Genomic DNA, 26,524 nt, shown 5'->3' on the forward strand with positions numbered 1-26,524 from the left:
AAGAAAATTTTTTACAAAAAGAATAATGAATCAAATTGCTCAGGAATGCAATAATTAATAGCAGAATGTCTACGCTGTTTAATACACAGCTTCTAATTAAAACTCAACTGTATATTCTCTTCTTTTTGTCATTACTACTCCTTTTGAAAAAACATTTTTATTATAAAAAAACGCCTTTTCTTTCTCTTCACTCTTTCTGGGTAAGGTCATATTTTAATTACTATAGGTTAAAAAGTTAAGATAAAAAATAAAAATGTGGGTTTTGTTTTGACTTTTTGTGTTAATTTTGCAGAATATTAAGATTATCATTTAAATAAAATACATGACGAAAGAGGATTGGGAAGCGGTAATTGGGCTTGAGGTGCACGCTCAAGTTTCTTCTAATACGAAGCTATTTTCTAGCTCATCAACGGAGTTTGGTGCTGAGCATAACACTCAAGTTTCTCTAGTTGATGCGGCAATGCCAGGTACGCTGCCAATACTAAATTATTACTGCATAGAGCAAGCAATACGCACCGGTCTTGCACTTTCTGCAGAAATTAATAAGTGTTCTTACTTTGATCGGAAAAATTATTTTTATCCTGATTTACCGCAAGGTTACCAGATAACCCAGTTTTTTGAGCCAATAGTTAAAAATGGTAGAGTATTTATCAACGACAATGAAAAGGAAATAAGAATTGCGAGAATTCATTTAGAGCAAGACGCAGGAAAGAGCGTTCATGAGGAAAGCAAAACTTATGTGGATTTAAATCGTGCAGGGGTTGCTTTAATGGAAATTGTTTCAGAACCAGATCTCCGTTCATCTGCGGAAGCTGCAGAATGCATGAAAAAATTGAGGCAGATTTTGCGTTACATTGGTTCATGTGATGGTGATATGGAAAAGGGATCACTTCGTTGTGATGCAAATGTTTCTGTCCGCCTAAAAGGCAGTAGCACATTTGGCACTCGTTGTGAGATAAAAAATCTGAACTCGATACGTTATATTGTGCAAGCTATAGACTATGAAATACAAAGACAAATTGAAATTTTAGAAGGTGGGGAAGAAATAAGTCAAGATACCTTATTGTTTGACGTTGCTTCGGGAAAAACAAAAGTGATGCGAAACAAAGAAGATGCAAGCGACTATAGATACTTCCCTGAGCCTGATTTATTACCTGTTGAGGTAAGCCAGGAGAAAATTGATTTAATTCAATCATCTTTGCCTGAGTTGCCAGAGCAGAAAAAGCAGCGATACATTGAAAAATTAGGTATCAACGAATACGATGCAAATGTCATTACTTCCGATAAGGCGATTGCTGATTACTTTGAGGAATTGATAAAAAAACATGATTCAAAGCTCGCGGTCACCTGGTTAACTGTAGAGCTTTTCGGTCGTTTAAATAAAGCAAATATTGATATTGTGAGCTCTCCAATCAAAGCAAATGCCTTGTTGGAACTCTTAGATTTTATCGTTGATGGAACAATCTCTGCTAAACTTGGCAAACAAATTTTTGATATTATGTTTGAAACTGGCAAACCTGCATCCCTTATTATAGAAGAGCAGGATCTCAAGCAAATAACTGACAAATGTCAAATTTCAGAGGTAATAGATAAAATCATCAATGACAACCAAGATAAAGTTCAAGAATACAAAAGCGGTAAAACAAAATTATATGGTTTCTTTGTTGGTGAAGTCATGAAACTTACCAAGGGAAAAGCCAGCCCCGATGTCGTGAATTCAATTTTGAGTGAAAAGTTAGATAAGGTGCCCGAAGGTTATCCTGCTGGAGAGGTAAAACGCTTTTACCATGGTATTACCTATCAAAAATTGTGGCTCATATTCTTTCTCGAACGTGCGATGGATAAAAAGTGTCCTTTCCTCTTGGCTACGGAAATGGAGTTAGCTGAAGGTTTTGGTGATATTATTCTTCGGTATGAACAAAACAGAAGAATAACACATAGATTCATACAAATCAAGCACAAGCAAGATGGACACAGAAAAATCAGCATAGGTGACTTATTAACATGGCGAAAAAGTAGTGAATTCAGCTTAGTAAAATATCTTGTTGCTTATTTAAAAATCAAAAGTAGAGGAAAGTTCGAGGGTGAAATAGAAGATTTTGTTATTGCCACAAATGTCGGTTTTGACTTTGAAAGTCTAGCAGATAAGGGAATTTCATTTACAAGAATGAACACAGAAGATGAGTTTCTGAATATAGGCAGTAGTGTAAGATATAAATTTGATAATAGTATTATCTCACACTTGCAGGAGAATATGGATTTTATAAAGGGTGAGGTAGGTGGACAAGTTAGCGATGGAGAAATAAATAAGAAAATAGAGGAATTTCTAGATAAATTGGTGTTTGCAGTTAATTTACCTAACCATGCTGAACTGGAAGGATTAATCAAAAATGAGATAAGTAACAAATTGATCGAAAAGTTCAACTACTTTGGTAATGACGAAACTGCTTACAACGCGCTTTTTATGAAAATGTGGAGTTGGATGAAGGATAGAGAAGGACGTTTCCTTTCACATAAAGAAGGCGAAGAGCTTTTCCGAAAAGTAGAGATGTGTGCTAGTACTTTAAGTGAGATAAGACAAGAAGTAGAGAAAGGGAATAAAGAAATAGGTAAAATAGCAAAACAACAGCGTAAGGATAGTAAAACACTGCATAAAATACATGCAGTTGCAACAACACAGAATAACAAGCAGATAGAGAAGCCTATTCAGTTTAATATGGTATATCCAGTTGAGATGTTTGTTGGGAGGGACAGCGAATTGCAAGAAATATATGGTAAATTGCATGAAAGTACTGGCAAACTAACGGCAATATCACAAATGGTTGTTATCGGTGGTCTTGGAGGAATAGGAAAAAGTGAGTTAGCTAGGAAATACGCTTATGAATATAGAAAAGATTATGATGGCAATGTTGTATGGGTAAACGCTGAAAACTTTGGAATTATGAAGAATTCTTTTCTGAAGTTAGCTGAGGATAATAAACTAGGTATTCCTCCCCAGGATAAGTACGGAAATGACAAGACGATAGAAACTATTGTTAAAGAAATATATGCTTTCTTTGCAAGAAGGGGAAGGAAAAGCCTGTTCATTTTTGATAATGCTGAGGGATATGAGGATATTAGTAAGTTTTTGCCATTCTCTTTAGGCCAGGACTATAACAAGCCTTGCGTATTAATTACTTCTCGTAGTAAAGATTGGAAAGTAGGAGAAGAGGAAGGTAAGATACAAGTAATACAATTAGATGAGTTTACTGAAACAGAAGCTTTGAGGTTTGTGAAGAAGGCTTTGAATATAAGAAATAATTTACAAGATGAAGAAATAAAAAAACTAACAAAAGAATTGCAGTATTTTCCATTAGCTTTGGGGCAAGCAGTAAAATATATAAACGAAAGCAATATTGTACTAAGTCGTAGAAGTAAGAAAAAAATTAGTGTTAGTGACTACCTGAAAGAATATGAAGAAGAAGCAGAGAAACTGCTTGACTTTGAATCCAAATATAAAAGTGACTGTTATACTAAAACAACATTTGTAATTTGGAAAATTACAAATGTCCTACCTTGCTCCTGATGATATTTGTATAAGAGAAATTTTTTCAAATAAAGTTACTTTTAGCTCATGGTGCATCCTATTACTAGAAATTTGCACTTAATTTATAGCTCCGCTTCTATCAGGGCATAGGATGACAGAAGTGGGCTTTAATAGCTGTAGTACTATAGTGTTATACGCCAAAAGTAAGTATTAGATATAACAAATAGAAGAAATTAGATAGAATGATTAAAGGGGCAAGGATATAAAGGTTTAACTTGAAATAACCTGATAAAATTTGAATCACACTTCCAAGTGCTGGCACCCATGAAAGTAATAAAGTTGCAAAAATTAGCAAATTTTTTGTAACTTTTGGCATTGTATATTCGTTTTCTAATTTGTGGTATGATTTTCGTATAGAGATTGTTATTCTACCTAAATACCAGTTAACTATTCCACCAAGGCTTGATCCTAGTACTCCAAAAAATAACATAAGTAGTAGATTGTGATGTGATCTAAAGTACAGCATAGCTTCAAACATAAAGCCTTGGTGTATAGGCAAGATTAACGATGATAATAGGCTATCTTTAAACAGCAGAAAGTAATCTTCCATATAAGTTTACCAAGTTGTTGTACCATCTTCATTGTCAGAAATTGTAACCCCCATTTGTTTCAACTGATCCCTTATTTTGTCTGCAGTATCGTAATTTTTATTTTTTTTTGCAATTTTTCTTAAGTCTATCAACCTTTCTATTTCTTGATGATTTACATCCACAGCAAACCACTCTTGATAACTTGACTCAAGAAGACCAATAAATCTGGCACTCTTAACAAAACTCTCAGTTAATTTAAGCTTTTCACTTTCATTACTCATTTTGTTAATTTTTGCAGCCATTTCATGCAGTATAGCTAGAGCTTCAGGAATGTTTAAGTCGTTTTTTAAAGCGTCTATAAAATCTTTAGAAATCTCTGCGTTACTTTCATCAATATTCGTTGTATCTAAGCCACGTAATAACCGATAAAATTTATTTAAGGTTTCCTGTGCATCAGAAATAACGTTTTCTGTCCAATCAAGTGGTTTTCTGTAGTGAGTTTTGAGCAGTGCATAGCGTATTACTTCACCCTTTATTCCACTATCTAGCAAATCTCTTACTTTGACTATATTAAATAAGGACTTGCTCATTTTTTCTTCACTTACTGTAAGAAAGCCGTTATGTATCCAGTATTTTGCAAACATTGATCCAGCAAATGCAGACTTACTCTGTGCAATTTCATTTTCATGGTGAGGAAATTGTAAATCTATGCCGCCACCATGAATATCAAAATCTTTGCCAAGATAAGCATATGACATTGCTGAGCATTCTATATGCCATCCAGGCCTGCCCTCTCCCCATGGGCTATTCCAATAACTTGAAAGTTTGTAGTCAATATCACTTGCAGGCTTCCACAGTACAAAATCTCCAGGGTGCTTTTTATTTTCATTAACTTCAACTCTGCTACCTGGAACCAATTCATCAGTTTTTTTTCCTGATAAAGCACCATATTCATGGTAAGATTCTATATTAAAATACACGTGTTTGTCAGACTCGTAAGCGTGGCCTGATTGCAGTAAATGTTCAATTAATTCTATAATATAATCTACGTTTTCCGTTGCTTTTGGTTCGTGTGTTGGCTCTTTACAATTTATGCTTTCCATATCATCATGAAAAGCTTTAATGTAATATGTGGTTATACTTTCTATGTTGCTATTTTTCTCACTTGCTGCATTGATTATCTTATCATCAATGTCGGTTATGTTACGCACATAGGTAACTTTGCCATAACAAAACTTAAGTAGCTGAAATAACACATCATACACAACAACAGACCGTGCATTGCCTATATGTGCTGTGTCATATACTGTTGGTCCGCAAACATACATTTTCACATGATCTTTATCGATTGGTGTAAAAAGTTCCTTTTTTTTTGTTAAGGTGTTGTAAAGCCTAACCATATACGAAGCTTTTGAGAAAAGAAAATGCCCCAATGATAAGTTGTGGCCCTTTGACTACTACAACAAGAGTAAGCAATAGTCCGCACAATGATATTAAAACTCCCAATATGGATAGAAACCCATCTTTACTCATAATACCAAGTGAAATAAGAGTCGTACCAATTGCAGGAATAAAGTTGGTAAGAGGTAATGGAAGAGCTATTGATAATGCACAAAGCAACATTACAAAAGCTAAAATTTTTTCGCCAGGCCCATAGAAAATAAAAGACATTCTTGGCTTCATGAATTTTTCTATTTTCCTTAATGCTGGAGAAGTTTTCTCCACCACAAGAGCTAGTGTTGAACGCTGAAAAGATCTTCTTTCTAGCCAACTGGGCATCCAAGGAGAATCAAATCCAAATAGAAGCTGCAGTGAGAATAAGATTAAAGGTATAGAAAGAATAGTTGTATAACCAGGTGGAACCGGTATAGGCACCGATAGTGGCAAGGAGAAGATGATTATTAAAATACCAAAACCGCGCTCATGCAAAGCTGTTTTAATATCGAACAAAGTTACTTTATCGCTATCATTGTTATTGGTATCTGCAACCTCTTTTAGAATATCAGAAGCTAGTTTATCACTTTTAGTCAACTTATCATTTTGTGACACGAAAAACCCTTGATAAAAGTAATTCTTAACACAATTATTGTTTTATTTCAATATGCATTATTCATTTCGCGCTAGTACTTCATTCTTTTGTTAAATTGTTGTAAAGCTTTTAAGAAGAGAAAGTGCTCCGGTTATAAGTTGTGGTCCTTTGACTATTACAACAAGAGTAAGCAACAACGCACACAATGACACTAAAACTCCCAATATGGATAGAAACCCGTCTTTACTCATAATACCAAGTGAAATAAGAGTTGTGCCAATTGCAGGAAGGAAGTGAGTAAAAGGTAATGGAAGAGCTATTATTATTGCACAAAGCAACATCATAAAAGCCAGAATCTTCTCACCAGGCCCATAGAAAATGAAAGATAGTCTTGGCTTCATGAATTTTTCTATTTTTTCTAATACAGGGGAAGTTTTCTCTACCACAAGAGCTAGTGTTGAACGCTGAAAAGATTTTCTTTCTAGCCAAATGGGCATCCAAGGAGAATCAAATCCAAATAGAAGCTGCAGTGAGAATAAGATTAAAGGTATAGAAAGAATAGTTGTATAACCAGGTGGAACCGGTATAGGCACCGATAGCGGCAAGGAGAAGATGATTATTAAAATACCAAAACCGCGCTCATGCAAAGCTGTTTTAATGTCAAACAAAGTTACTTTATCGCTATCATTGTTATTGGTATCTGCAACCTCTTTTAGAATATCAGAAGCTAGTTTTTTATCTTTAGTTAGTTTCTCACTTTTTTGCACAATTATCCTTTAATCAAACTATTCCTTTTAAACTAACGTAATTATTGCTGTATTTCAATATACATTTATTATTGTTAATTGTTAGAGTTAAAGTACAATCGTAATTTTGTCATTATACTTGCAGTTGGTGCAAATGAAGTTGTTTGTTACAGCATCAATGCAATACAGTTTTCCCTTGCGTGTTTTTTGGGTTACACGCAAGGGTTAAACTACCTATAAAAAAAAGTTATAGTATATCATTAGTATCTGACTGTGAATAATGACTTTCGTCACTTAATGGATCAGAATACAATGAACTCTGTGATAATTCGATAGATTCACTTTCTTCTTCTGTGCCCCATATCCATGATATAAAACTTCTAAAAATAGATGCAATAGATGAAAATACACCAGGTTCACTCGTTTGTGTAGATTGACTTTCTTCTGTGTTATCATCTAGCTTAGCGGTTTCTTTTTGCACTTCTCTTTTTTCTCTATAGAGTTCTTTGTTATTATATAGTGTATCTCCTTCTGTTTCCTCTTCCTCCACTATATTTGTTTTTTTATCATCTTCATTGCTTTCTCTAAGCTCTAATGCCTTGTTATGAGCTGGATTTTCATATTCTTCAGTTTTATATTCTTTTGTCTGTCCACTATCTATATCTTTTTTATTTTCTTCTTCTACTTGATTCCCGATTAAATTTCCAACTAATTCAGGGTCTAATGAATTCTTCATATTTGTTAATAGCTCATTTTGGAACACATGGCCCAGCTCATGACCTAAAACAAAGTCCATACCGGCAAATTTGTATACTACTATCGCTTTACCATCAGTTGCACCATAAGCATTATCTGCGTCAATGCCAGCTAATTCATTATATTTCTGGTAATCATTCTTGTTGTTAAAAACATTAACTTCTAAATTTAAAGTTGTTTCAGGTTTGTTTACATCAAACAATTTTTTAAAATTTTCATAAGCAGCATGAATGTCCTTTTGAATTTGGAACTTCTCTTGTGATGACATGTCATCATACCTTATATTATATTTTATACCTTCATCTTGGAATGAAAATACTTTTGGTAATACTTCCTCTATAGTTTCTGGTGCTTTGTCAAAGATCTTTGACTCTGAAGGCTTATATATCTTATTAAAGAATTTTGGTATACATTGTTCTCTAATGTTATATATATGATTCCCATCCATATCACGAACTTCATAATTGTATACAGGATTTGAGTTATTTTTGATTAATTGAAACTTTTGTCCATTAGTGTTAATACCTATTTTACCATTATAATCTTCAGAATAGTTTTTGTATTGTTGATTGTTATTTTTACTCATTTTCGTACCTCACTATTTAAATAAATTTACTCTTACATTATCAGTATAGTATGTATAAAAATTTATTAATAATAATGATTGTATTTTTAAATTTTCACTACAAGACTTGTTTGTATGCTATATAAAGTGACCGCGAAAATTTCTATAAAGCATTTTAACAATATTAGAAAAATTATGAATTCAGAGGAAGGTGAAGCAGACGCAACAGCTTAAGCGGAAAGATTGAAAAATAATTGATGCTTTAAGTGAGTAACACGCACCTTAGTGCGTGTCACGAAGTATGAGGACGCTAACGATCTGGTTCATTAGACGATAATTTTTCTGAGTCCTTAAGCTCCTGTTTAAGGTTTTTGATGCCTTTTCCTAAATCACCCATAACTTGCGGTAATCTGCCTGCACCAAACAGAACTAAAATTATTATTAAGACTAGAAACAATTGCCATGGTCCTAAACTCATTTTCACCTCCATTTAAAATATTGACCTTTAAATATTAAAACTTGACTGAAGTCAAGTAACACATAGATTATATCACCTTTATTTAATTATAAATCAAGGTTTTTTAATTATTTTATAAAAATTCCAAACTAGATTGTTTTCTTGCAGCGAATAAGTGGAAACTTTTCGCTTAACTATAGAGTAGAGGAGAGCTCACTAAAAAACTTTGCTAGCGTATCATCTTTAGGCCTATGGTATATATCGCTAGAAACTCCTGATTGAATAATTTTACCATTTTTCATTACGTAGATAAAATCTGCAACTTTCAATGCTTCTTGCGGGTCATGAGTTACCATTAGCACAGGGATATTTTTACTTCTAAAAAGGGACAATATATGTTGTCTTATTCGGCACTTGAGCAGTATATCCAAATTAGAAAATGGTTCATCTAACAACACAACATCAGGGTTTTGTGCCATCACTCTTGCTATTGCAACTAATTGTTGCTGTCCTCCAGATAAGGCGTTAGGGTACATATTTTCATATTTTTCTATATTGAGTAACTTCAAGATTTCCAATGCAATTAGGTGCTTTTCTCTCTTGGAAGAGCTGCGGATAGCAAAGGTTATATTTTCTACTACTGTTTTGTGAGGAAATAATGCAGAATGCTGAAAAATCAATCCGATATTTCTATGCTCTATAGCGACTGATGCCTTATTGCTTGCAACTAACCTATCATTTATAAAAATAGTTCCAGATTTTGGATTTTCTATCCCTGCAATTAATTTCAAAATTGTTGACTTGCCACAGCCAGAATGCCCCAATAAACATGCAACACTTCCTTTTTTTACTTTAATGTTTATATTGCTTAAAGCAAAGTCGTCTTGATTGTTATAGAAATAACCAATGTTGTTAACTAGCATTAATTTTACTTAAACCATGTTATTAAATATAATAGCATTATACTCAAGAAGTACAGAAATTTTTCTTGTCGTCATAAATTGGTTATGCAAGAAATCTAGAAAAGAGAAGGATTTTTTGCTATAACTTTACATAAATGGTAGGAAACACGGGACTATAGCTCAGCAGGATAGAGCGTTGGACTCCTAATCCGAAGGTCGTGCGTTCGAATCGCACTAGTCCCACCACATTGCTTCACAAATTTCATGGAGATTTTTTTTCACAAATACACACACCTATTCCAGTGTCAAGCACTGGAATGACAAGTTCTTGGCAACCCCTACGTCATACCGCCGCGGTATCTCTTAGCATAGATCCCGCTAACAAGCAGCGGGATGACGAGGTTATCGTCATGCCACCGCGAACCGTCATACCGCCACGAACCGTCATACCGCCACGAACCGTCATACCGCGATTCATTCGCGGTATCTCTTAGCATAGATCCCGCTAACACGTAGCGGGATACTTGACCTTTACAGGGATGACGGTTGTCGTTTAGTTATAAATATTTAAGAAATTTACCAGGCAGAAAAAAAAGGCAAAGAACTCCCGTGGTGCGAGTTTTGACCCTATAATAATTTAAACTGGCGCTGTAATAATGTGCTAACGCTTAAAATAAGCGCGGTTTGGCTGAATGTAGAAAAAATTTAAAAGACATGCAGCCGCTATAATTTTATGTAATCCGCCAAAAAATACCCTAAGTTTTTTACTGAATTTTGTCATTGAGCCTGCAGGTCAAAAACAAGTTTTGAGTCATAAATACCCTTATTGTCATAATAAGGGGGCTGGCGGAGTTTGTCAAGGAAGTTTTTCGTTTCTACTGAATGACAATTGTGGCTTGGGAGGTAGTGCAAGAAGTCTACTGATGGCTTTCAAAGCAGTTGAGCTTAATTATTAGAGTAGTAATGTTTATTTTTATATTGACTATTGAGGTTTATTATTTTATAACTAAAAACTTAGTTATTTTAATGAGCTTGAATTTATAACATATGCCTACGATAAATCAATTAATACGTAAGGGTAGATTAGGATTGACCCACAAGAAAAAGGTACCAGCTTTGGGAGAAAGCAACCCTCAAAGGAGGGGTGTTTGCACTAAGGTGTATACTACAACTCCTAGGAAGCCTAACTCAGCACTCCGTAAAGTAGCCAGAGTAAAAATTAGTGGGTATGGTGAAGTGACAGCTTATATACCTGGTGAAGGTCATAATTTACAAGAGCATTCTGTTGTTTTGATACGTGGTGGGCGGGTTAAAGATTTGCCAGGTGTGCGTTATCACATAATAAGAGGTGCCCTTGATCTGCGTGGCGTGCAAAATCGAAAGAAAGCTCGTTCAAAATATGGTGTAAAGAAATCTGGTTAAAATTTATGGCTCGTCGGAATAAAGCAAAAAAAAGAGAAATAAGTCCTGATTCGCGTTATGGCAGTGTTTTGCTGATGCGTTTCATTAATACAATCATGAAATGTGGTAAAAAATCTACTGCAGAAAAGATTATCTATGACGCTTTGTCTTTAGCTGAAAAGAAAATAGGTGAAGGTGGGTTATCAATTTTTGAAACAGCGGTAGGAAATGTTACTCCTTCTATAGAAGTGCGTTCTCGACGCATTGGTGGTGCAACTTATCAAGTGCCTGTTGAAGTTCGACAAGATAGAGCGATTTCTTTAGCGTTAAGGTGGATTGCTAAAGCAACTTCTGCTGCTCGAAAAAAGAGTGGAAAAACCACTGTTGATTGTTTGCAATCTGAAATACTGGATGCTTATAATAAACGCGGTGGTGCGTTTAAGATGTGCGAAGAAAAATATAAAATGGCTGAGGCTAATAAGGCATTTTCTCATCTTCGTTTTTAATGTTAGCTAATTAATTGTGATATGGAAATTGGGATATCTAAATACAGAAATATAGGAATAATGGCTCACATAGATGCTGGTAAGACTACCACAACAGAGCGTATTTTATTTTATACTGGTAAGCAAAATAGAATTGGTGAAGTGCACGATGGGGCAGCTTCTATGGATTGGATGGAGCAGGAAAAAGAGCGTGGTATTACAATCACATCTGCTGCAACAACATGTTTTTGGAATGATCATAGGGTCAATATAATAGACACTCCAGGTCACGTTGATTTCACTATTGAAGTTGAGAGATCTTTAAGGGTTTTGGATGGTGCAGTTGCTGTATTTGATGGAGTTGCTGGAGTTGAACCTCAATCTGAAACAGTTTGGCGTCAAGCTGATAAATATAGCGTTCCTCGTATCTGCTTTGTTAATAAGATGGATAGAATAGGGGCAAATTTTTATCGATGTGTTGATATGATAAAGACGAAGCTTGGTGCAGCACCTTTAGTCATTCAGTTGCCAATAGGAAGTGAGAAAGATTTCAAAGGTATAATTGACCTTATTTCTATGAAAGCCATTATATGGCAAGAAGAAACGTTGGGTGCTAAATTTTCTTATGAAGATATTCCTTCTGATTTGCTTGACAAGGCTCAAGAATATCGAAATCTTTTATTAGATGCTGCAGCTGAGATGGATGATGAAGCGATGAATACTTACTTTGAGTCTAATGATCTGCCAGTAGATTTACTGAAAAAATGCGTGAGAAATGGAACTATCAAAGGAAAATTTGTTCCTGTATTATGTGGATCAGCTTTTAAAAATAAAGGCGTACAACCACTTTTAGATGGTGTGGTTGACTTTTTACCTTCTCCTATTGATGTTGATGTAATTGTTGGAACTGATCCTAAAGATTCAGAAAAGAAAATTGAGATCAAACCTTCAGAAAAAGAGAAATTCGTTGCTCTTGCGTTTAAAGTAATGACGGATAAGTTTGTAGGCAGCTTGACGTTTATTCGTATTTATTCCGGTAAGTTAAAATCCAAATCCGCTGTGTTAAATGCGGGAAAAAATGAGACTGAAGGAATTGGCAGAATGCTGCTTATGCATGCAAATAACAGAGAAGATATAAACGAAGCTAAAGTTGGCGATATAGTTGCCTTAGTTGGATTAAAGAGAACAATTACTGGTGACACTTTATGTTCACCTGATTTTCCTATATTATTAGAGCGTATGGAATTTCCTGAGCCTGTTATTGAAATTGCTGTGGAACCTAAAACTACTTCAGATCAGGAAAAATTAGGTGTTGCTTTAAATAGATTGGTTGCAGAAGATCCTTCTTTAAGAATGTCAGTAAATGCGGAGAGTGGACAGACTATATTGAAAGGCATGGGTGAGCTGCATCTTGAGATTATTGTTGATAGAATGAAGCGCGAGTTTAACGTTGAAGCTAACGTCGGTGCGCCTCAAGTTGCATATCGTGAAACTATCACTAAATCTGTTGAAATTGATTATACTCATAAAAAACAGTCCGGCGGTGCTGGCCAATTTGCAAAAGTAAAGATTATATTTGAACCTCTTGAGCCTGGTTCTGGGTTTCAATTTGAAAGTAAAATTGTAGGTGGTGCAATTCCAAAAGAATATATTCCTGGTGTACAAAATGGTTTAGAGTTGATAAAAGAAGGAGGCATGATCTCTGGTTTTCCGGTTATTGATTTTAAGGCTACCCTTATTGATGGTGCTTTCCATGAAGTTGATTCTAGTCCTTTAGCTTTTGAACTTGCTGCTAAAGGTGCTTTTAAAGAGATGGCAAACAAAGCTGGTCCAAAAATGTTAGAACCTATAATGAAAGTTGAAATCATTACGCCTGAAGAGTATATGGGCGATATCATGGGCGATGTAAATAGCAGAAGGGGGCAAGTTTCAAGTATGGAAACGCATAATAGTAGCACTATAATTCTTGCTTTCGTACCTCTTGCGAATATGTTTGGTTATATAAATGTTTTGCGTTCTATATCTCAGGGAAGAGCTCAGTATAGTATGCATTTTTCTTATTATGAACAAGTACCACAATATGTGGTTGATGAGTTAAAGTTAAAGTATAATTAAGGGTAATAATTATGACAGCAGTAGTGGAAGCATTTGGAAAGCCGCATGTAAATGTGGGAACAATAGGACATGTGGATCATGGGAAGACAACGTTAACAGCGGCGATAACAAAGCATTATGGAAATTTTGTAGCGTACGATCAGATAGATAAGGCGCCAGAAGAAAGGAAAAGGGGGATAACGATAGCAACAGCGCATGTTGAGTATCAGACGGAAAAAAGGCATTATGCACACGTTGATTGTCCTGGACATGCTGACTATGTAAAGAACATGATAGTAGGTGCAGCACAGATGGATGCGGCGATATTGGTAGTGTCGGGGGTTGATGGGCCAATGCCACAAACGAGAGAGCATATATTGCTAGCGAAGCAGGTAGGTGTTGGATATATCGTGGTGTATATAAATAAAGCTGATGTTGCTGATGCTGATATGATAGATTTGGTAGAAATGGAAGTGAGGGAATTGCTGAATAAATACGGATTTCCAGGGGATGAAGTGCCTGTGGTAGTGGGGTCTGCATTGAAAGCGCTGGAGGATGACAGTAGCGAATATGGAAAGAAATCAATAGATAAATTGATGGAAAAGTTAGATGAGTATGTGGCGGTTCCACCAAGGCCTGTGGATTTACCATTTTTATTGCCAATCGAGGATGTATTTTCGATATCGGGGCGAGGAACGGTGGTAACAGGAAGGATAGAGAAGGGAGAGATAAAGACGGGAGAAGAGATAGAGATAATAGGTCTGAAAGCGACGCAAAAGACGATATGCACAGGTGTAGAAATGTTTAAGAAGTTGCTGGATAAGGGGAGTGCAGGACTCAATGTAGGAATATTGTTAAGAGGAACAAAAAGAGAAGAAGTGGAGAGAGGGCAAGTATTAGCAAAACCGGGGACGATAACGCCGCATAGAAAGTTTAGGGCGGAGGTTTATATATTAAAGAAAGAGGAAGGAGGAAGGCATACACCATTTTTTGCGAATTACCAGCCACAGTTTTATTTAAGGACAACGGATGTAACCGGGAGCATAAAATTGCTAGATGGGAAGGAGATGGTAATGCCAGGAGATAATGTGAGTGTAGAAGTAGAATTGCAAGTACCGATAGCAATGGATAAGGGATTGCGTTTTGCGATAAGAGAAGGCGGTAGAACTGTTGGTTCTGGTGTTGTTTCTGAAATTTTGGAGTGAGAGTTTGAGTTATAGGAGTGTAGCTCAATTGGTAGAGCGCTGGTCTCCAAAACCAGAGGTTGTAGGTTCAATTCCTATCGCTCCTGCATTAATGTTGTGGTGAAAATGTTAAAAAGTTTGTGTGTTTTTTTCTATGATATAAAGCAAGAAATACGAAGAATTGCTTGGGTAAAGAAACAGGAGGTGTTGTCATCTCTATTTGTTGTGATGATTGTTATATTATGCTTTTCGATTTTCTTCTGTTTTGTGGATTTTATGTCTCTTTACGTAATTAAGGCTTTATTTGGAATTATTTATGGAATGTGAATATAAATGGTATATCATTAGAGTTGATTATGGATATGAGCAAAATATACGCGAATTGGTAAGTAATGCTGTTTATTTTAAGGAAGTGTTTATTCCTTATCAAACGGTATGTAATTCAAAGTCTGATATAAAAGAGTTATGTGAAGTGTATGTATATATGCATCTATGTGATGAAAGCAAAAATATTTTGAATCAAACGCCTGGATTCTGCAGTGGCGAATCTGGTGATTTTGAGATGATTTCAGATGATGAGATAAGTTTAAAGTGTAAAGAATTTAATAGATATAAATGGTATATCTTGAGAGTTGCTTCCAATTGTGAAGAGAAAGTGCGCCAACATATATTGGAAAATTCTATGAGATTGGGTGTTAATGATTACTTTAAGGAAGTTTTTATTCCATATGAAGAGCTAAGTGAAGTAGAGTTGAAATCTAAGAAAATTGCTACACGAAGGAAATGCTTTCCTGGTTATGTCTTTTTATACGTGAATTTATGCGATGAAGTATTGAATTTTATCAATAATATACCAAAATCTCTTAAGGTTTATGGATTTTTGAAAAATGGTAATATTCCAAAGGTGATTTTGGATGATGAGATTCACTCAATGTGTAATGCACTTTATAATGCTCAAGAGACAAAGAAGTTAGGTTATGGTTATGAAAAAGGTGAAAAAGTGAAAATTAATAATGGTCTTTTTCAAAATTTTACTGGTAAGGTAAATATGGTAAACGATGAGAAAAAAATTATTAATGTGGAAGTATCAATTTTAGGTAAGCCGACAATAATAGAGCTTGATCTGGCTCAAGTAGAGAAAATAGAGGATTAATTATGAGTGTTATAGTTGCTAAGATTAACTTACTTATGGAAGCTGGGAAAGCAATTCCAGGACCGAAAATTGCTTCAGTACTTGGTCCACGTGGTATACCTGTTCCTAAGTTTTGTGAAGCTTTTAATAAAGTTACTAGCGCTGCTAACGCTAATTATAAAGTAGGCAATTTAGTAACAGTGCGAATTTCCATAAAGGATGATCGCTCTCATGATTTTACTGTCAGCGGTCCACCTGTGGCTTATTTACTTAAGCAGGAGGCTAAATTAAGTAAAAGTTCTGGTAATCCTGGTAAAGAATTAGTGGCTAAATTACCTATGTCTGCTATAATTAAAGTGGCAAAGTGCAAGATGGTTGATATGAAAGTGGATAATGAAGATTCAGCAGTGAAAATGGTTGTAGGTACTGCAAAATCTATGGGTATAGAAGTTGTGGAAGGTTAGGTAAATGAATACATATAATGATAATCCTAAGCAGTGTTTGAAGAAGATTATTGAGTCTGCTTCAGCAAAATTTAATGAATCAGTTGATATTGCAGTCAATTTAGGCGTAGATTCACGTAAATCTGAAGAGCAGGTGCGTGGTACAGTAGTTTTGCCTAAAGGTATCGGGAAGAATATTAAAGTAGCTGTTTTCGCTCAAGATAAACATTTATTAGAAGCTGAAAAAGCTGGTGCTGATATTGCAGGAGGAGAGGATTTAGTTGAAGAAATAAAAAAGGGTAGAAAATTAGATGTTGATTGGTGCATTACTACTCCTGATTTTATGGCAAAAATCACTCCTATTGCAAAAGTATTGGGTGCTAAAGGGCTGATGCCTAACCCTAAATTTGGTACTGTGACTTCTAACATTGCAGAAGCTATTAAAACCATTAAGTCTGGTCAGATAAAATTTAGAACAGATAAAAATGGTGTTATTCATGGTAAATTAGGAAATATTAAATTTGATATTGATGACTTGCTAGAAAATTTAAAAGCCTTTCTTAAAGTAATTAAAGATAATAAACCTATTTCTGCGAAAGGAATTTACTTTAAGGGTGTTTTTTTAAATTCAACTATGGGTGAAGCTTATAAGATAAGCAAAGTGGAAGATATAATTTAAGGGAGTGATACCGTGAAGCGTAAAAATAAGGATGAATTTATACAGAGCACAATAAACGTATTTGTAAATAATGATTTCTTGATATTAGTAAATTTTAAATCTATAAATGCTAATGATTCATTAACTCTGAGGAATAGCCTGAAGTCTATAGCAGGTGGGGTATTAGTAGTTAAAAACACTCTAGCGCGCTTGGCTTTGGAAAGGACTGGTAAATTTTCTTATTTATCAGGCAAATTTTCTGGTTCTGTTGCTATTATATACTCTAGTGGCATAGTAGAAGCTGCAAAGTTAATAGTTGATTTTATTAATGCTAACAAAGAAAAAATGTCTGTGATTTGCGCGGCTCATATAAATGAATTGTTAACAGTGGAAGATGTTAATAAACTGGCTAAGTTGCCTTCTTTGGATGAGTTGCGTGTTAAAATTATGCGTTTAATATCTTATGATATTCCTGCTCGATTGGCGTTGTCTATTAATTCATCTTCTATGAGGCTTATGAGAGTTTTGGATTATTATAGTTCTAAAAAATAAATTTGTTGTTAAGTAAGGTGGTAATTATGAGTAATGTAACAAGTGATTTGGTTGATAAAATATTATCTTTAAACCTATTAGAGGCTTCTGAACTTGTAAAAGTTCTAGAAGAGAAAATAGGGTTGCCTGCTGGTTCTTTTCTTGGTGGGGCTGTTGGTGCTGGGGCGCCTATTAGTGATAATGCTGCTGCTCCTGCTGCTCAAGAAAAAGCTGAGTATAAAGTTGTGATTAAAGAAATTGATGCGAAAAAAAAAATAGAAGTTATTAAAGCTGTGAGAGAAGTTAATTCTACATTGAATTTAAGAGAAGCAAAAGAGTTGGTTGAATCTTTACCTAAAGATTTAACTGCTAATGTTCCTAAAGACGAAGCAGAAAAAATCAAGCAAAAACTTATTGAAGCAGGAGCAACTAAAGTGGAGCTTGAATAATATTTAATGTATTAATTTTATTGATATAGCTCTTTTAATTAGTTTGGGGTATTTTAATGGTTGATTCTTCTTATATGTACGCTTCTGGTGCTTTTGTCCCTAGAGTTTCTTATTCTAGGTCGATTGATTTAAAAGATTCTTTATTGGATTTGGTTAAGGTTCAAAAAGAATCGTATGATTCATTTGCTCCTAAGAATAAGGGTAATGAAAGACTTGAAGTTATCTTTCATACAATCTTTCCAATAAATGATCCTTTGCGTAGGGCTACTATTGAGTTTATAAGTTGTAGGGTAGATGATCCTAAGTATGATGAATCTGAGTGTATAAAGCGTGGTGTAACTTTTTCTGCTCAGGTTATTGCTTCTATACGTCTTGTTGTTATGCAGGATGGTATTTCTCTTGATGAATATAAATCGATTAAAGAGAGTGGAGATCATTCTAAACTTGCAACCGTTGTAAAATCTATAGAAGAGCAGGAAGTCCACTTTTGTGGGTTGCCTATGATGACTGATAAGGGCACTTTCATCATTAATGGTGTAGAAAAAGTTATTGTCTCACAAATGCATAGGTCTCCTGGTGTATTTTTTGATAGCGATAAGGGAAAAACTTACAATTCTGGTAAATTGATCTATTCTGCTAGAATTATTCCTTATAGGGGTTCTTGGCTTGATATTGAATTTGATGTTAAAGACCATTTGTATTTTCGTGTTGATAGAAAAAGAAAATTGCCAATCTCAGTTTTGTTAAAGGCGTTAGGTCTATCAAATAATGATATACTCGATAGATTTTATGAGAAAATAAAGTATGTAAAACATAAAGATGGTTGGAAAGTGCCTTTTGTTCCTGATAAATTTAAAGGAGTGAGATTGCCTTTCGACTTAATGGATATTGAAGGTAATGTGCTGCTTAAAGCTAACGTTCGTATCACCTCAAGACTAGCTAAAAAGCTATATGATAATGAATTGACAGAGTATCTGGTTCCTTTTAATTCTATATGTGGTTTATTCCTCGCAGAAGATTTAATGGATAGTGCTAGCTCTACGAAAATTTTATCTGCTGGTGAATCTATAAAGCTGGAAGACATAAAGAAGCTTGAGTTATTGTCTGTGGATGAAATATCAGTATTGAACATAGATAATGTATCTGTTGGACCTTATATATTAAATACGCTTTTCTTAGACGAAAACATGTCTTATCAGGATGCGCTATATGAAATATATAGAGTTTTGCGTCCTGGTGAAGTTCCTGTTTTAGAGATAGTAGAGGAGTTTTTCCGTAATCTTTTCTTCAGTCCGGAATATTATGATTTGTCTAACATTGGTAGGTTGAAGCTTAACTCTTACCTTGGATTAAATTATGATGAGGATTTAACTGTTTTAACGTATGAAGATATTATTGAAATTGTAAAAAAAATAGTATTGTTACGTGACGGTCAAGGATCTGTAGATGATATTGATCATTTAGGAAACAGAAGAGTAAGATCAGTTGGAGAGTTTATAGAAAATCAATTTAGAACTGGGTTGTTGAAATTGGAACGCGCAATAGTTGATTCTATGTCCACTTCTAGTTTAGATAAAGTTTCTCCATCTGATTTTATTAATCCAAAAGTGTTAACTAATGTCTTAAGAGATTTCTTCAATTCTTCTCAATTATCTCAATTTATGGATCAGACTAATCCGTTATCTGAAATAACACATAAAAGAAGGTTGTCCGCGTTAGGTCCTGGTGGTTTAACAAGAGAACGGGCAGGATTTGAAGTGCGTGATGTTCATCCAACTCATTATGGAAGAATTTGCCCTATTGAGACTCCTGAAGGGCAAAATATAGGGTTAATCAACAGTTTAGCTATATACGCGCGTATTAATAAATATGGTTTCATTGAAAGTCCTTATAGAAAAGTAGTTAATAGGGTTGTTACTGATCAAATTGAGTATCTGTCTGCCATAGATGAAGGTTTATATTATATAGCTGATACCAGCGCAAAGCTCGATGAAAATAATTGCTTTGTTGATGATATGCTATACTGTAGATATGCTAGTAGTTTCATTATGGTAAGTAGTGATCAGGTGAGTTACATTGACGTATCTCCTAAGCAGGTAATATCAGTTGCGGCTTCCTTGATTCCATTTTTAGAAAATGATGATGCTAATAGAGCATTAATGGGCTCAAATATGCAACGTCAGGCCGTACCTTTATTGAAGCCTACCGCTCCTCTGGTTGCTACTGGTATGGAGTCTTTTGTAGCTTCTGGCTCTGGTGCTGTAGTTTTAGCAAAACGCGATGGCATAGTTGATAGTTCTGATAGTAACTCTATAGTTATACGTGCTTTTGATAAAGAAAGGGTTAACTACTTGGACGTAGATATTTATCATCTAAGGAAATTTCAGCGTTCTAACCATAATACTTGTATTAATCAAAGACCGCTAGTGTGCGTAGGTGATTATGTTAAAAAGGGTGATGTAATAGCTGATGGTCCTGCAATTAACAGTGGTGAGTTGGCGCTTGGTAAAAATTTGCTAGTCGCTTTTATGTCTTGGCAAGGTTATAATTTTGAAGACTCTATTATTATTTCTAGTGAAGTTGTTAAAAAAGATCTCTTTACTTCTATTCATATAGAAGAATTTGACTGTGTTGTACATGATACCCCTTTAGGATCAGAAAAAATAACTCGTGCTATACCTGGTGTTAATGAAGAAAATCTATATCACTTGGATGATAGTGGTATAGTGAAAATTGGTACAAGAGTTGGTCCAGGCTATATTCTGGTAGGTAAAGTTACACCTAAACCTTCTCTTTCATTGCCTCCTGAAACGAAGTTATTAATGACAATTTTTGGTGAAAAGTCATTCGATTGTGCAGATTCCTCTTTATATACATCTCCAGATGTTGAAGGGACAGTAATTGATGTACAAGTCTTTACACGCAGGGGGGTTGAAGAAAATGAAAGGGCATTACTCATCAAACAAAAAGAGGTAAATGACTTTGAGGAAGAGCGAGATTATATAATCAATGTTACTAGTGAATATTTCTATGATGAACTGAAGAAACTTCTTATTAATTCTGGTTCTCAAGATCGAGAAAAATTTGACTCTATTGAACGTGAGCAATGGTGGGGTATAGGATTAAAAAACCAATCCATTTCTGAGCAAGTTAAGAGCTTAAAAAAAGATTTTGATGAAAAAGTATCACATGCAATAGCACAGTTTAAGCGAAAAGTAGAAAAATTACATGAAGGTTATGACCTGCCTCAAGGTGTGTCGATGTCAGTAAAAGTTTTCATTGCTGTGAAACATAGTCTGCAACCAGGGGATAAAATGGCTGGTAGACATGGGAATAAAGGTGTGATCTCTCGAGTTGTGCCAGTGGAAGATATGCCTTATTTGGAAGATGGTACTCCTGTTGATATTATTCTTAACCCTCTTGGTGTTCCTTCACGAATGAATGTAGGGCAAATACTGGAAACGCATGTAGGTTGGGCTTGTAGAAAATTAGGGGAAAGGGTAAGTAATATTCTCGATGAGATCAATAAAATCAAAAGTGCTTTTTGCAAGGGAATTAGGTCCCTTAACGATGATAATTTTACACAATTTGCAGTAGCATACCTTGACAATAAAAAAATTGAAAATATTGATGATGATGAAATAATGGCTTCTGTTTTAAATACACCTAATAAAAATGCACTAAATGACGAGTTGAATGCGTTAGTAGAGAACTATTTGAACTCTTGTAAAAGTTCATACAGCAATTTACGTAATTTCCTGATTGAGGTTTATAGCTATGGTAGTAACGTATCTATCTGTAATGATATTCGTAATATTAGTGATAATAATCTCATTGAATTTGCACGTAAATTACGTGATGGCGTTCCTGTTGCTGCACCTGTATTTGAGGGTCCAAAAGATGAACAAATAGCAAAATTATTTGAACTTGCTGGTTTGGATAACTCTGGACAAGCTGTATTATATGACGGTTGCAGTGGTGAAAAATTCGACCGCAAGGTTACAGTTGGTTACATGTACATGCTTAAGTTGCACCACTTGGTTGATGGTAAAATTCATGCGCGTTCAGTAGGGCCTTATAGTTTGGTTACTCAACAACCTCTAGGAGGAAAATCTCATTTTGGTGGTCAGCGTTTTGGTGAAATGGAATGTTGGGCATTACAAGCCTATGGTGCTGCTTATACTTTGCAGGAAATGTTAACTGTGAAGTCTGATGATATTAATGGTAGAGTTAAGATTTACGAATCGATAATAAAAGGTGACAGTAATTTTGAATGTGGAATTCCTGAATCCTTTAATGTGATGATAAAAGAACTACGTTCTTTATGTTTAAATGTAGATTTAAAGCAAAATGATGTAGTGATTGAAGATATATCTCACACTAACATTGCACAACCTTTTAATGAGGTTAGCATATCGATTGCTAGCCCTGAAAGTATTAAGCGTATATCTTGTGGTGAGATAGAAGATGTTTCAACTGCAAATTATCGTACGTTCAAAGTTGAGAAAGGTGGATTATTTTGCCCTAAGGTTTTTGGCCCTGTCAATGACGATGAATGTTTATGTGGAAAATACAAAAAAAGAAGACACAGAGGTCGCATATGTGAAAAATGCGGAGTAGAAGTTACATCTTCTAAAGTAAGAAGAGAAAGGATGGGTCATATAGAGCTTGCATCTCCTGTTGCTCATATATGGTTTTTGAAATCGCTTCCTTCAAGAATTGGAGCATTATTGGATATGTCTCTCAGAGATATTGAGAATATTTTATATAGCGATAATTATATCGTGACAGATCCTCTTGTTTCGCCTTTTGAAAAAGGTGAGATTATTAGTGAAAAAGCTTATAATGAAGCTAAAGATAGCTATGGAATCGATAGTTTTGTAGCTATGCAAGGTGTTGAAGCTATAAGAGAGTTGCTAACGCGCCTTGATTTACATGAAATTAGGAAGGATTTAAGACTAGAATTAGAGTCTGTTGCTTCTGAGATAAGAAGAAAGAAAATTATAAAGAGATTGCGTATTATTGAAAACTTCATTAAATCTGGAAATAGGCCTGAGTGGATGATACTTACAACTATACCTATTTTACCACCTGATTTGCGTCCTTTGGTATCGCTTGAAAGTGGTCGTCCTGCAGTTTCTGATCTGAATCATCATTATAGGACTATTATTAATAGAAATAACAGGTTGAGGAAATTGTTGAGCTTAAATCCTCCTGAGATTATGATTCGTAATGAAAAAAGGATGTTACAAGAAGCAGTTGATTCTCTTTTTGATAATAGTCGTCGTAATACTTTGGTAAACAAAGCTGGTGCTGTTGGATATAAAAAGTCCATTAGTGATATGTTAAAAGGAAAACAGGGTCGTTTTCGCCAGAACCTCTTAGGAAAAAGGGTAGACTACTCTGGACGTTCTGTAATAGTTGTTGGTCCAACTTTGAAACTAAATCAGTGTGGATTACCAAAAAGAATGGCTCTTGAACTATTCAAACCTTTTGTTTACTCAAAGCTTAAGATGTATAGTATGGCTCCAACTATTAAGTTTGCTAGTAAGTTGATAAGAGCAGAAAAACCAGAAGTTTGGGATATGCTTGAAGAGGTAATAAAAGAGCATCCTGTTTTGTTGAATAGAGCGCCTACGCTACATAGACTTGGTATTCAGGCTTTTGAGCCAATCCTTATTGAAGGCAAAGCAATACAGCTTCATCCGCTTGTCTGTACGGCGTTTAATGCTGATTTTGATGGTGACCAAATGGCAGTGCATGTGCCAATTTCATTGGAAGCTCAGCTTGAAGCTAGGGTGTTGATGATGTCCACTAATAACGTTTTAAGTCCTTCTAATGGCAGACCGATTATAGTTCCTAGTAAAGATATAGTACTTGGTATATATTATCTGACTTTACAAGAACCTAAGGAAGATAATTTACCATCTTTTGGTGCTTTTTGTGAAGTTGAGCATTCTTTGAGTGATGGCACTTTACATATTCATTCTAGTATAAAGTATAGGATGGAGTATATTAATAGCAGCGGTGAAACTCACTATAAAACTGTTTGTACAACTCCTGGCCGTTTAATATTATGGCAAATTTTTCCTAAGCATGAGAATCTAGGCTTCGATCTAATAAATCAGATATTAACAGTCAAGGAAATAACTGGTATAGTTGATTTAGTATATCGTAACTGTGGTCAAAGTGCTACAGTGGCATTTTCTGATAAATTAATGGTACTTGGCTTTGAGTATGCCACATTTTCTGGTGTTTCTTTTGGTCGTTGTGATCTGGTTATACCTGAAACTAAAGCTACACATGTTGATCACGCGAGGGGTGAAATTAAGAAATTCTCTATGCAATATCAAGATGGGCTAATAACTAGAAGTGAGAGGTATAACAAGGTTATAGATGAATGGTCTAAGTGTACGGATATGATAGCTAATGATATGTTAAAAGCAATATCTATATATGATGGAAATAGTAAGTACAACTCAGTGTATATGATGGTTAACTCTGGTGCAAGGGGTTCTACTTCACAGATGAAACAGCTAGCAGGAATGCGAGGGCTCATGACCAAACCTTCTGGTGAGATTATAGAAACACCTATAATTTCTAATTTCCGTGAAGGATTGAACGTATTTGAATACTTTAATTCTACTCACGGTGCGCGTAAAGGTTTAGCTGACACTGCGCTTAAAACTGCAAACTCTGGATACTTAACTCGTCGTTTAGTTGATGTGTCTCAAAATTGCATAGTTACAAAGCATGACTGTAAAACAAAAAATGGTCTTGTTGTGAGAGCTACAGTTGAAGGAAGTACTATAGTTGCATCTCTAGAGAGTGTTGTGCTGGGTAGAACATCTGCAAATGGTATATATAACCCAGTGACAAAAGAATTATTAGTAAAAGCAGGGGAATTAATTGATGAGGATAAAGTAAAGCAAATCAGCATTGCAGGTCTTGATGCTGTAAAAATTAGATCGCCTTTAACTTGTGAAATAAGTCCTGGTGTGTGTTCTTTGTGTTATGGAAGAGACCTTGCAACTGGTAAAATTGTTTCAATAGGTGAAGCAGTTGGTGTTATAGCTGCTCAATCTGTTGGAGAGCCAGGTACTCAGTTAACGATGCGTACTTTCCATATAGGTGGGGTAATGACTAGAGGCGTTGAATCCTCAAATATTATAGCTTCTATTAGTGCTAAAATAAAGTTAAACAATAGTAATATAATTATAGATAGAAACGGAAATAAAATTGTGATAAGCCGTTCCTGTGAAGTCGTGTTGGTTGATAGCCTTGGTAGTGAGAAGTTGAAGCATAGTGTACCTTACGGTGCTAAACTTTATGTGGATGAGAGTGGGTCAGTAAAAATTGGCGATAAAGTTGCGGAATGGGATCCTTATACATTGCCTATTATCACGGAGAAGACTGGTACAGTGTCTTATCAGGACTTAAAAGATGGAATTTCGATCACTGAAGTGATGGATGAATCTACAGGAATATCAAGCAAAGTAGTAAAAGACTGGAAATTGCATTCTGGTGGAGCTAGTTTACGTCCTCGTATTGTGCTGCTTGACGATAATGGTGAAGTAATGACACTCGCAAGTGGCGTTGAAGCATGTTATTTTATACCAATTGGTGCAGTGCTCAATGTACAAAATGGCCAGAAGGTTCATGCAGGTGATGTTATTACAAGAACACCAAGAGAGTCAGTTAAAACTCGTGATATTACTGGTGGTTTACCGAGGGTTATAGAGTTATTTGAAGCACGTCGTCCTAAAGAGCATGCTATTGTTAGTGAGATAGATGGCTATGTAGCGTTTTCTGAAAAAGACCGTAGAGGAAAACGCAGTATATTAATTAAACCTGTAGATGAACAAATTTCTCCAGTTGAATATTTGGTATCAAGAAGTAAGCATGTAATAGTCAATGAAGGTGATTTTGTACGTAAAGGTGATCTATTGATGGATGGTGACCCTGATCTCCATGATATTTTACGTGTGCTTGGGTTAGAAGCTTTAGCGCACTATATGATTTCTGAAATACAGCAAGTTTATAGATTGCAGGGTGTTCGTATAGACAACAAGCATTTAGAGGTGATCTTAAAACAAATGCTACAAAAAGTGGAAATTACTGATCCTGGTGATACTATGTACTTGGTTGGCGAAAGCATTGACAAGCTGGAAGTTGATAGGGAAAATGATGCTATGAGTAACTCTGGCAAACGGCCTGCTCATTATCTTCCTATTCTGCAGGGGATTACTAGGGCAAGTCTTGAAACTAGCTCCTTTATTTCTGCTGCTTCTTTCCAAGAGACAACAAAAGTACTTACAGAAGCAGCATTCTGCGGGAAGAGTGATCCTTTAAGTGGATTAAAAGAAAATGTTATAGTAGGAAGATTAATTCCTGCTGGTACAGGTTTGATTATGAATAAGATCAGAGCACTTTCACTTTGTGATAATATAGATAAATATGAAAAATATTTTGATATTGAAACTTATGACGAGAAATGGTTTATGGATAATAATTGTCATTTACACTCTGGTGAGGAAGAGAGCGTAGTGGCATATGATCAGTCGAATTGAGTACAG

The 26,524-nt window shown here is 35.2% G+C and carries 20 protein-coding genes, 2 tRNA genes and 1 pseudogene; 15 read left to right on the forward strand and 8 right to left on the reverse strand.

All coding sequences use genetic code 11. From position 1 onward, the window contains the following. Window positions 1–322: 322 nt before the first annotated feature. Both gatB and OOK84_RS05255 read left to right on the forward strand, forming a co-directional pair. Window positions 323–1,738, forward strand: a pseudogene (gene gatB / locus OOK84_RS05250) (Asp-tRNA(Asn)/Glu-tRNA(Gln) amidotransferase subunit GatB); the annotation flags it as partial. A 996-nt stretch (window positions 1,739–2,734) separates the two neighbouring features. Then, window positions 2,735–3,565, forward strand: a complete 831-nt coding sequence (locus OOK84_RS05255; RefSeq protein ID WP_264732580.1) for an NB-ARC domain-containing protein — start codon at window positions 2,735–2,737, stop codon at window positions 3,563–3,565. Between the two features lie 151 nt (window positions 3,566–3,716). Here the strand turns inward: OOK84_RS05255 and OOK84_RS05260 are convergent, their stop codons facing one another. From OOK84_RS05260 to OOK84_RS05290, 7 genes are all read right to left on the reverse strand, one after another. Then, window positions 3,717–4,136 carry a YqaA family protein gene (locus tag OOK84_RS05260; protein WP_096560637.1) on the reverse strand — a complete coding sequence of 140 codons (420 nt, stop codon included), beginning with the start codon at window positions 4,134–4,136 and terminating at the stop codon, window positions 3,717–3,719. Between the two features lie 6 nt (window positions 4,137–4,142). Next, a complete protein-coding gene (cysS, locus tag OOK84_RS05265) occupies window positions 4,143–5,516 on the reverse strand; it encodes a cysteine--tRNA ligase (RefSeq protein ID WP_253309411.1) in 1,374 nt (457 codons plus the stop codon). Continuing rightward, window positions 5,509–6,165, reverse strand: coding sequence for an exopolysaccharide biosynthesis protein (locus tag OOK84_RS05270; RefSeq protein WP_264687737.1), 657 nt, complete (start codon window positions 6,163–6,165; stop codon window positions 5,509–5,511). The genes cysS and OOK84_RS05270 overlap by 8 nt, the downstream gene beginning before the upstream one ends. 90 nt (window positions 6,166–6,255) lie before the next feature. Next, on the reverse strand, window positions 6,256–6,912 hold the full coding sequence (locus OOK84_RS05275) for an exopolysaccharide biosynthesis protein (protein ID WP_264731419.1): 657 nt from the start codon (window positions 6,910–6,912) through the stop codon (window positions 6,256–6,258). A gap of 226 nt (window positions 6,913–7,138) precedes the next feature. After that, window positions 7,139–8,233, reverse strand: a complete 1,095-nt coding sequence (locus tag OOK84_RS05280; protein WP_264731420.1) for a hypothetical protein — start codon at window positions 8,231–8,233, stop codon at window positions 7,139–7,141. Between the two features lie 289 nt (window positions 8,234–8,522). Beyond that, the gene (gene tatA / locus OOK84_RS05285) at window positions 8,523–8,690 is read right to left on the reverse strand and encodes a twin-arginine translocase TatA (protein ID WP_006013840.1); all 168 of its coding nucleotides are present in this window, start codon (window positions 8,688–8,690) and stop codon (window positions 8,523–8,525) included. Window positions 8,691–8,863: 173 nt separating this feature from the next. Then, window positions 8,864–9,592 (reverse strand): ABC transporter ATP-binding protein, encoded by a 729-nt coding sequence (locus tag OOK84_RS05290; RefSeq protein ID WP_253309408.1) that lies wholly within the window; start codon window positions 9,590–9,592, stop codon window positions 8,864–8,866. 148 nt (window positions 9,593–9,740) lie between these two features. Between OOK84_RS05290 and OOK84_RS05295 the strand changes: the two genes are divergently transcribed. Beyond that, window positions 9,741–9,817: transfer RNA gene (locus OOK84_RS05295), tRNA-Arg, on the forward strand. 92 nt (window positions 9,818–9,909) lie between these two features. On the opposite strand, the gene OOK84_RS05300 is transcribed toward OOK84_RS05295, so the two are convergent. Further along, entirely contained in the window at window positions 9,910–10,083 is a 174-nt protein-coding gene (locus tag OOK84_RS05300) for a hypothetical protein (protein ID WP_264731421.1), read from the reverse strand. A 535-nt stretch (window positions 10,084–10,618) separates the two neighbouring features. On the opposite strand from OOK84_RS05300, the gene rpsL reads away from it, so the two are divergent. The 12 genes from rpsL (at window position 10,619) to OOK84_RS05360 (ending at window position 26,518) form a co-directional block, all read left to right on the forward strand. Continuing rightward, window positions 10,619–10,993: a 30S ribosomal protein S12 gene (rpsL, locus tag OOK84_RS05305; protein WP_006279787.1), complete on the forward strand. Its 375-nt coding sequence runs from the start codon at window positions 10,619–10,621 to the stop codon at window positions 10,991–10,993. Window positions 10,994–10,998: 5 nt separating this feature from the next. Further along, window positions 10,999–11,478 (forward strand): 30S ribosomal protein S7, encoded by a 480-nt coding sequence (gene rpsG / locus OOK84_RS05310; protein ID WP_253307294.1) that lies wholly within the window; start codon window positions 10,999–11,001, stop codon window positions 11,476–11,478. A 21-nt stretch (window positions 11,479–11,499) separates the two neighbouring features. Continuing rightward, on the forward strand, window positions 11,500–13,572 hold the full coding sequence (gene fusA, locus OOK84_RS05315; RefSeq protein WP_253307295.1) for an elongation factor G: 2,073 nt from the start codon (window positions 11,500–11,502) through the stop codon (window positions 13,570–13,572). Window positions 13,573–13,583: 11 nt separating this feature from the next. After that, the gene (gene tuf, locus OOK84_RS05320) at window positions 13,584–14,756 is read left to right on the forward strand and encodes an elongation factor Tu (protein WP_264329094.1); all 1,173 of its coding nucleotides are present in this window, start codon (window positions 13,584–13,586) and stop codon (window positions 14,754–14,756) included. A gap of 13 nt (window positions 14,757–14,769) precedes the next feature. After that, a tRNA-Trp gene (locus OOK84_RS05325) sits at window positions 14,770–14,842 on the forward strand. A 19-nt stretch (window positions 14,843–14,861) separates the two neighbouring features. Beyond that, the gene (gene secE / locus OOK84_RS05330) at window positions 14,862–15,062 is read left to right on the forward strand and encodes a preprotein translocase subunit SecE (RefSeq protein WP_205517846.1); all 201 of its coding nucleotides are present in this window, start codon (window positions 14,862–14,864) and stop codon (window positions 15,060–15,062) included. Further along, complete coding sequence (gene nusG / locus OOK84_RS05335; RefSeq protein WP_319803091.1) at window positions 15,052–15,888, forward strand: transcription termination/antitermination protein NusG; 837 nt, start codon at window positions 15,052–15,054, stop codon at window positions 15,886–15,888. The genes secE and nusG overlap by 11 nt, the downstream gene beginning before the upstream one ends. A gap of 2 nt (window positions 15,889–15,890) precedes the next feature. After that, window positions 15,891–16,331, forward strand: a complete 441-nt coding sequence (locus OOK84_RS05340; RefSeq protein WP_264731423.1) for a 50S ribosomal protein L11 — start codon at window positions 15,891–15,893, stop codon at window positions 16,329–16,331. 4 nt (window positions 16,332–16,335) lie between these two features. Beyond that, complete coding sequence (rplA, locus tag OOK84_RS05345; RefSeq protein ID WP_182183217.1) at window positions 16,336–16,989, forward strand: 50S ribosomal protein L1; 654 nt, start codon at window positions 16,336–16,338, stop codon at window positions 16,987–16,989. A 12-nt stretch (window positions 16,990–17,001) separates the two neighbouring features. Next, the gene (gene rplJ, locus OOK84_RS05350) at window positions 17,002–17,520 is read left to right on the forward strand and encodes a 50S ribosomal protein L10 (protein ID WP_253307300.1); all 519 of its coding nucleotides are present in this window, start codon (window positions 17,002–17,004) and stop codon (window positions 17,518–17,520) included. 26 nt (window positions 17,521–17,546) lie between these two features. Continuing rightward, a complete protein-coding gene (gene rplL / locus OOK84_RS05355) occupies window positions 17,547–17,948 on the forward strand; it encodes a 50S ribosomal protein L7/L12 (RefSeq protein ID WP_264731424.1) in 402 nt (133 codons plus the stop codon). Between the two features lie 56 nt (window positions 17,949–18,004). Then, window positions 18,005–26,518, forward strand: coding sequence for a DNA-directed RNA polymerase subunit beta/beta' (locus tag OOK84_RS05360; RefSeq protein ID WP_264731426.1), 8,514 nt, complete (start codon window positions 18,005–18,007; stop codon window positions 26,516–26,518). Window positions 26,519–26,524: the final 6 nt, after the last annotated feature.

Source organism: Wolbachia endosymbiont (group A) of Sphaerophoria taeniata (assembly GCF_947250735.1).
Lineage (GTDB): Bacteria > Pseudomonadota > Alphaproteobacteria > Rickettsiales > Anaplasmataceae > Wolbachia.

Bases quoted from the DNA above. Each gene is read 5' to 3' on its own strand.
- OOK84_RS05255 (WP_264732580.1), top strand. From the start codon at position 2,735: ATGTTTGTTGGGAGGGACAGCGAATTGCAAGAAATATATGGTAAATTG.
- OOK84_RS05260 (WP_096560637.1), bottom strand. From the start codon at position 4,136: ATGGAAGATTACTTTCTGCTGTTTAAAGATAGCCTATTATCATCGTTA.
- cysS (WP_253309411.1), bottom strand. From the start codon at position 5,516: ATGGTTAGGCTTTACAACACCTTAACAAAAAAAAAGGAACTTTTTACA.
- OOK84_RS05280 (WP_264731420.1), bottom strand. From the start codon at position 8,233: ATGAGTAAAAATAACAATCAACAATACAAAAACTATTCTGAAGATTAT.
- tatA (WP_006013840.1), bottom strand. From the start codon at position 8,690: ATGAGTTTAGGACCATGGCAATTGTTTCTAGTCTTAATAATAATTTTA.
- OOK84_RS05290 (WP_253309408.1), bottom strand. From the start codon at position 9,592: ATGCTAGTTAACAACATTGGTTATTTCTATAACAATCAAGACGACTTT.
- rpsL (WP_006279787.1), top strand. From the start codon at position 10,619: ATGCCTACGATAAATCAATTAATACGTAAGGGTAGATTAGGATTGACC.
- rpsG (WP_253307294.1), top strand. From the start codon at position 10,999: ATGGCTCGTCGGAATAAAGCAAAAAAAAGAGAAATAAGTCCTGATTCG.
- fusA (WP_253307295.1), top strand. From the start codon at position 11,500: ATGGAAATTGGGATATCTAAATACAGAAATATAGGAATAATGGCTCAC.
- tuf (WP_264329094.1), top strand. From the start codon at position 13,584: ATGACAGCAGTAGTGGAAGCATTTGGAAAGCCGCATGTAAATGTGGGA.
- secE (WP_205517846.1), top strand. From the start codon at position 14,862: ATGTTAAAAAGTTTGTGTGTTTTTTTCTATGATATAAAGCAAGAAATA.
- nusG (WP_319803091.1), top strand. From the start codon at position 15,052: ATGGAATGTGAATATAAATGGTATATCATTAGAGTTGATTATGGATAT.
- OOK84_RS05340 (WP_264731423.1), top strand. From the start codon at position 15,891: ATGAGTGTTATAGTTGCTAAGATTAACTTACTTATGGAAGCTGGGAAA.
- rplA (WP_182183217.1), top strand. From the start codon at position 16,336: ATGAATACATATAATGATAATCCTAAGCAGTGTTTGAAGAAGATTATT.
- rplL (WP_264731424.1), top strand. From the start codon at position 17,547: ATGAGTAATGTAACAAGTGATTTGGTTGATAAAATATTATCTTTAAAC.
- OOK84_RS05360 (WP_264731426.1), top strand. From the start codon at position 18,005: ATGGTTGATTCTTCTTATATGTACGCTTCTGGTGCTTTTGTCCCTAGA.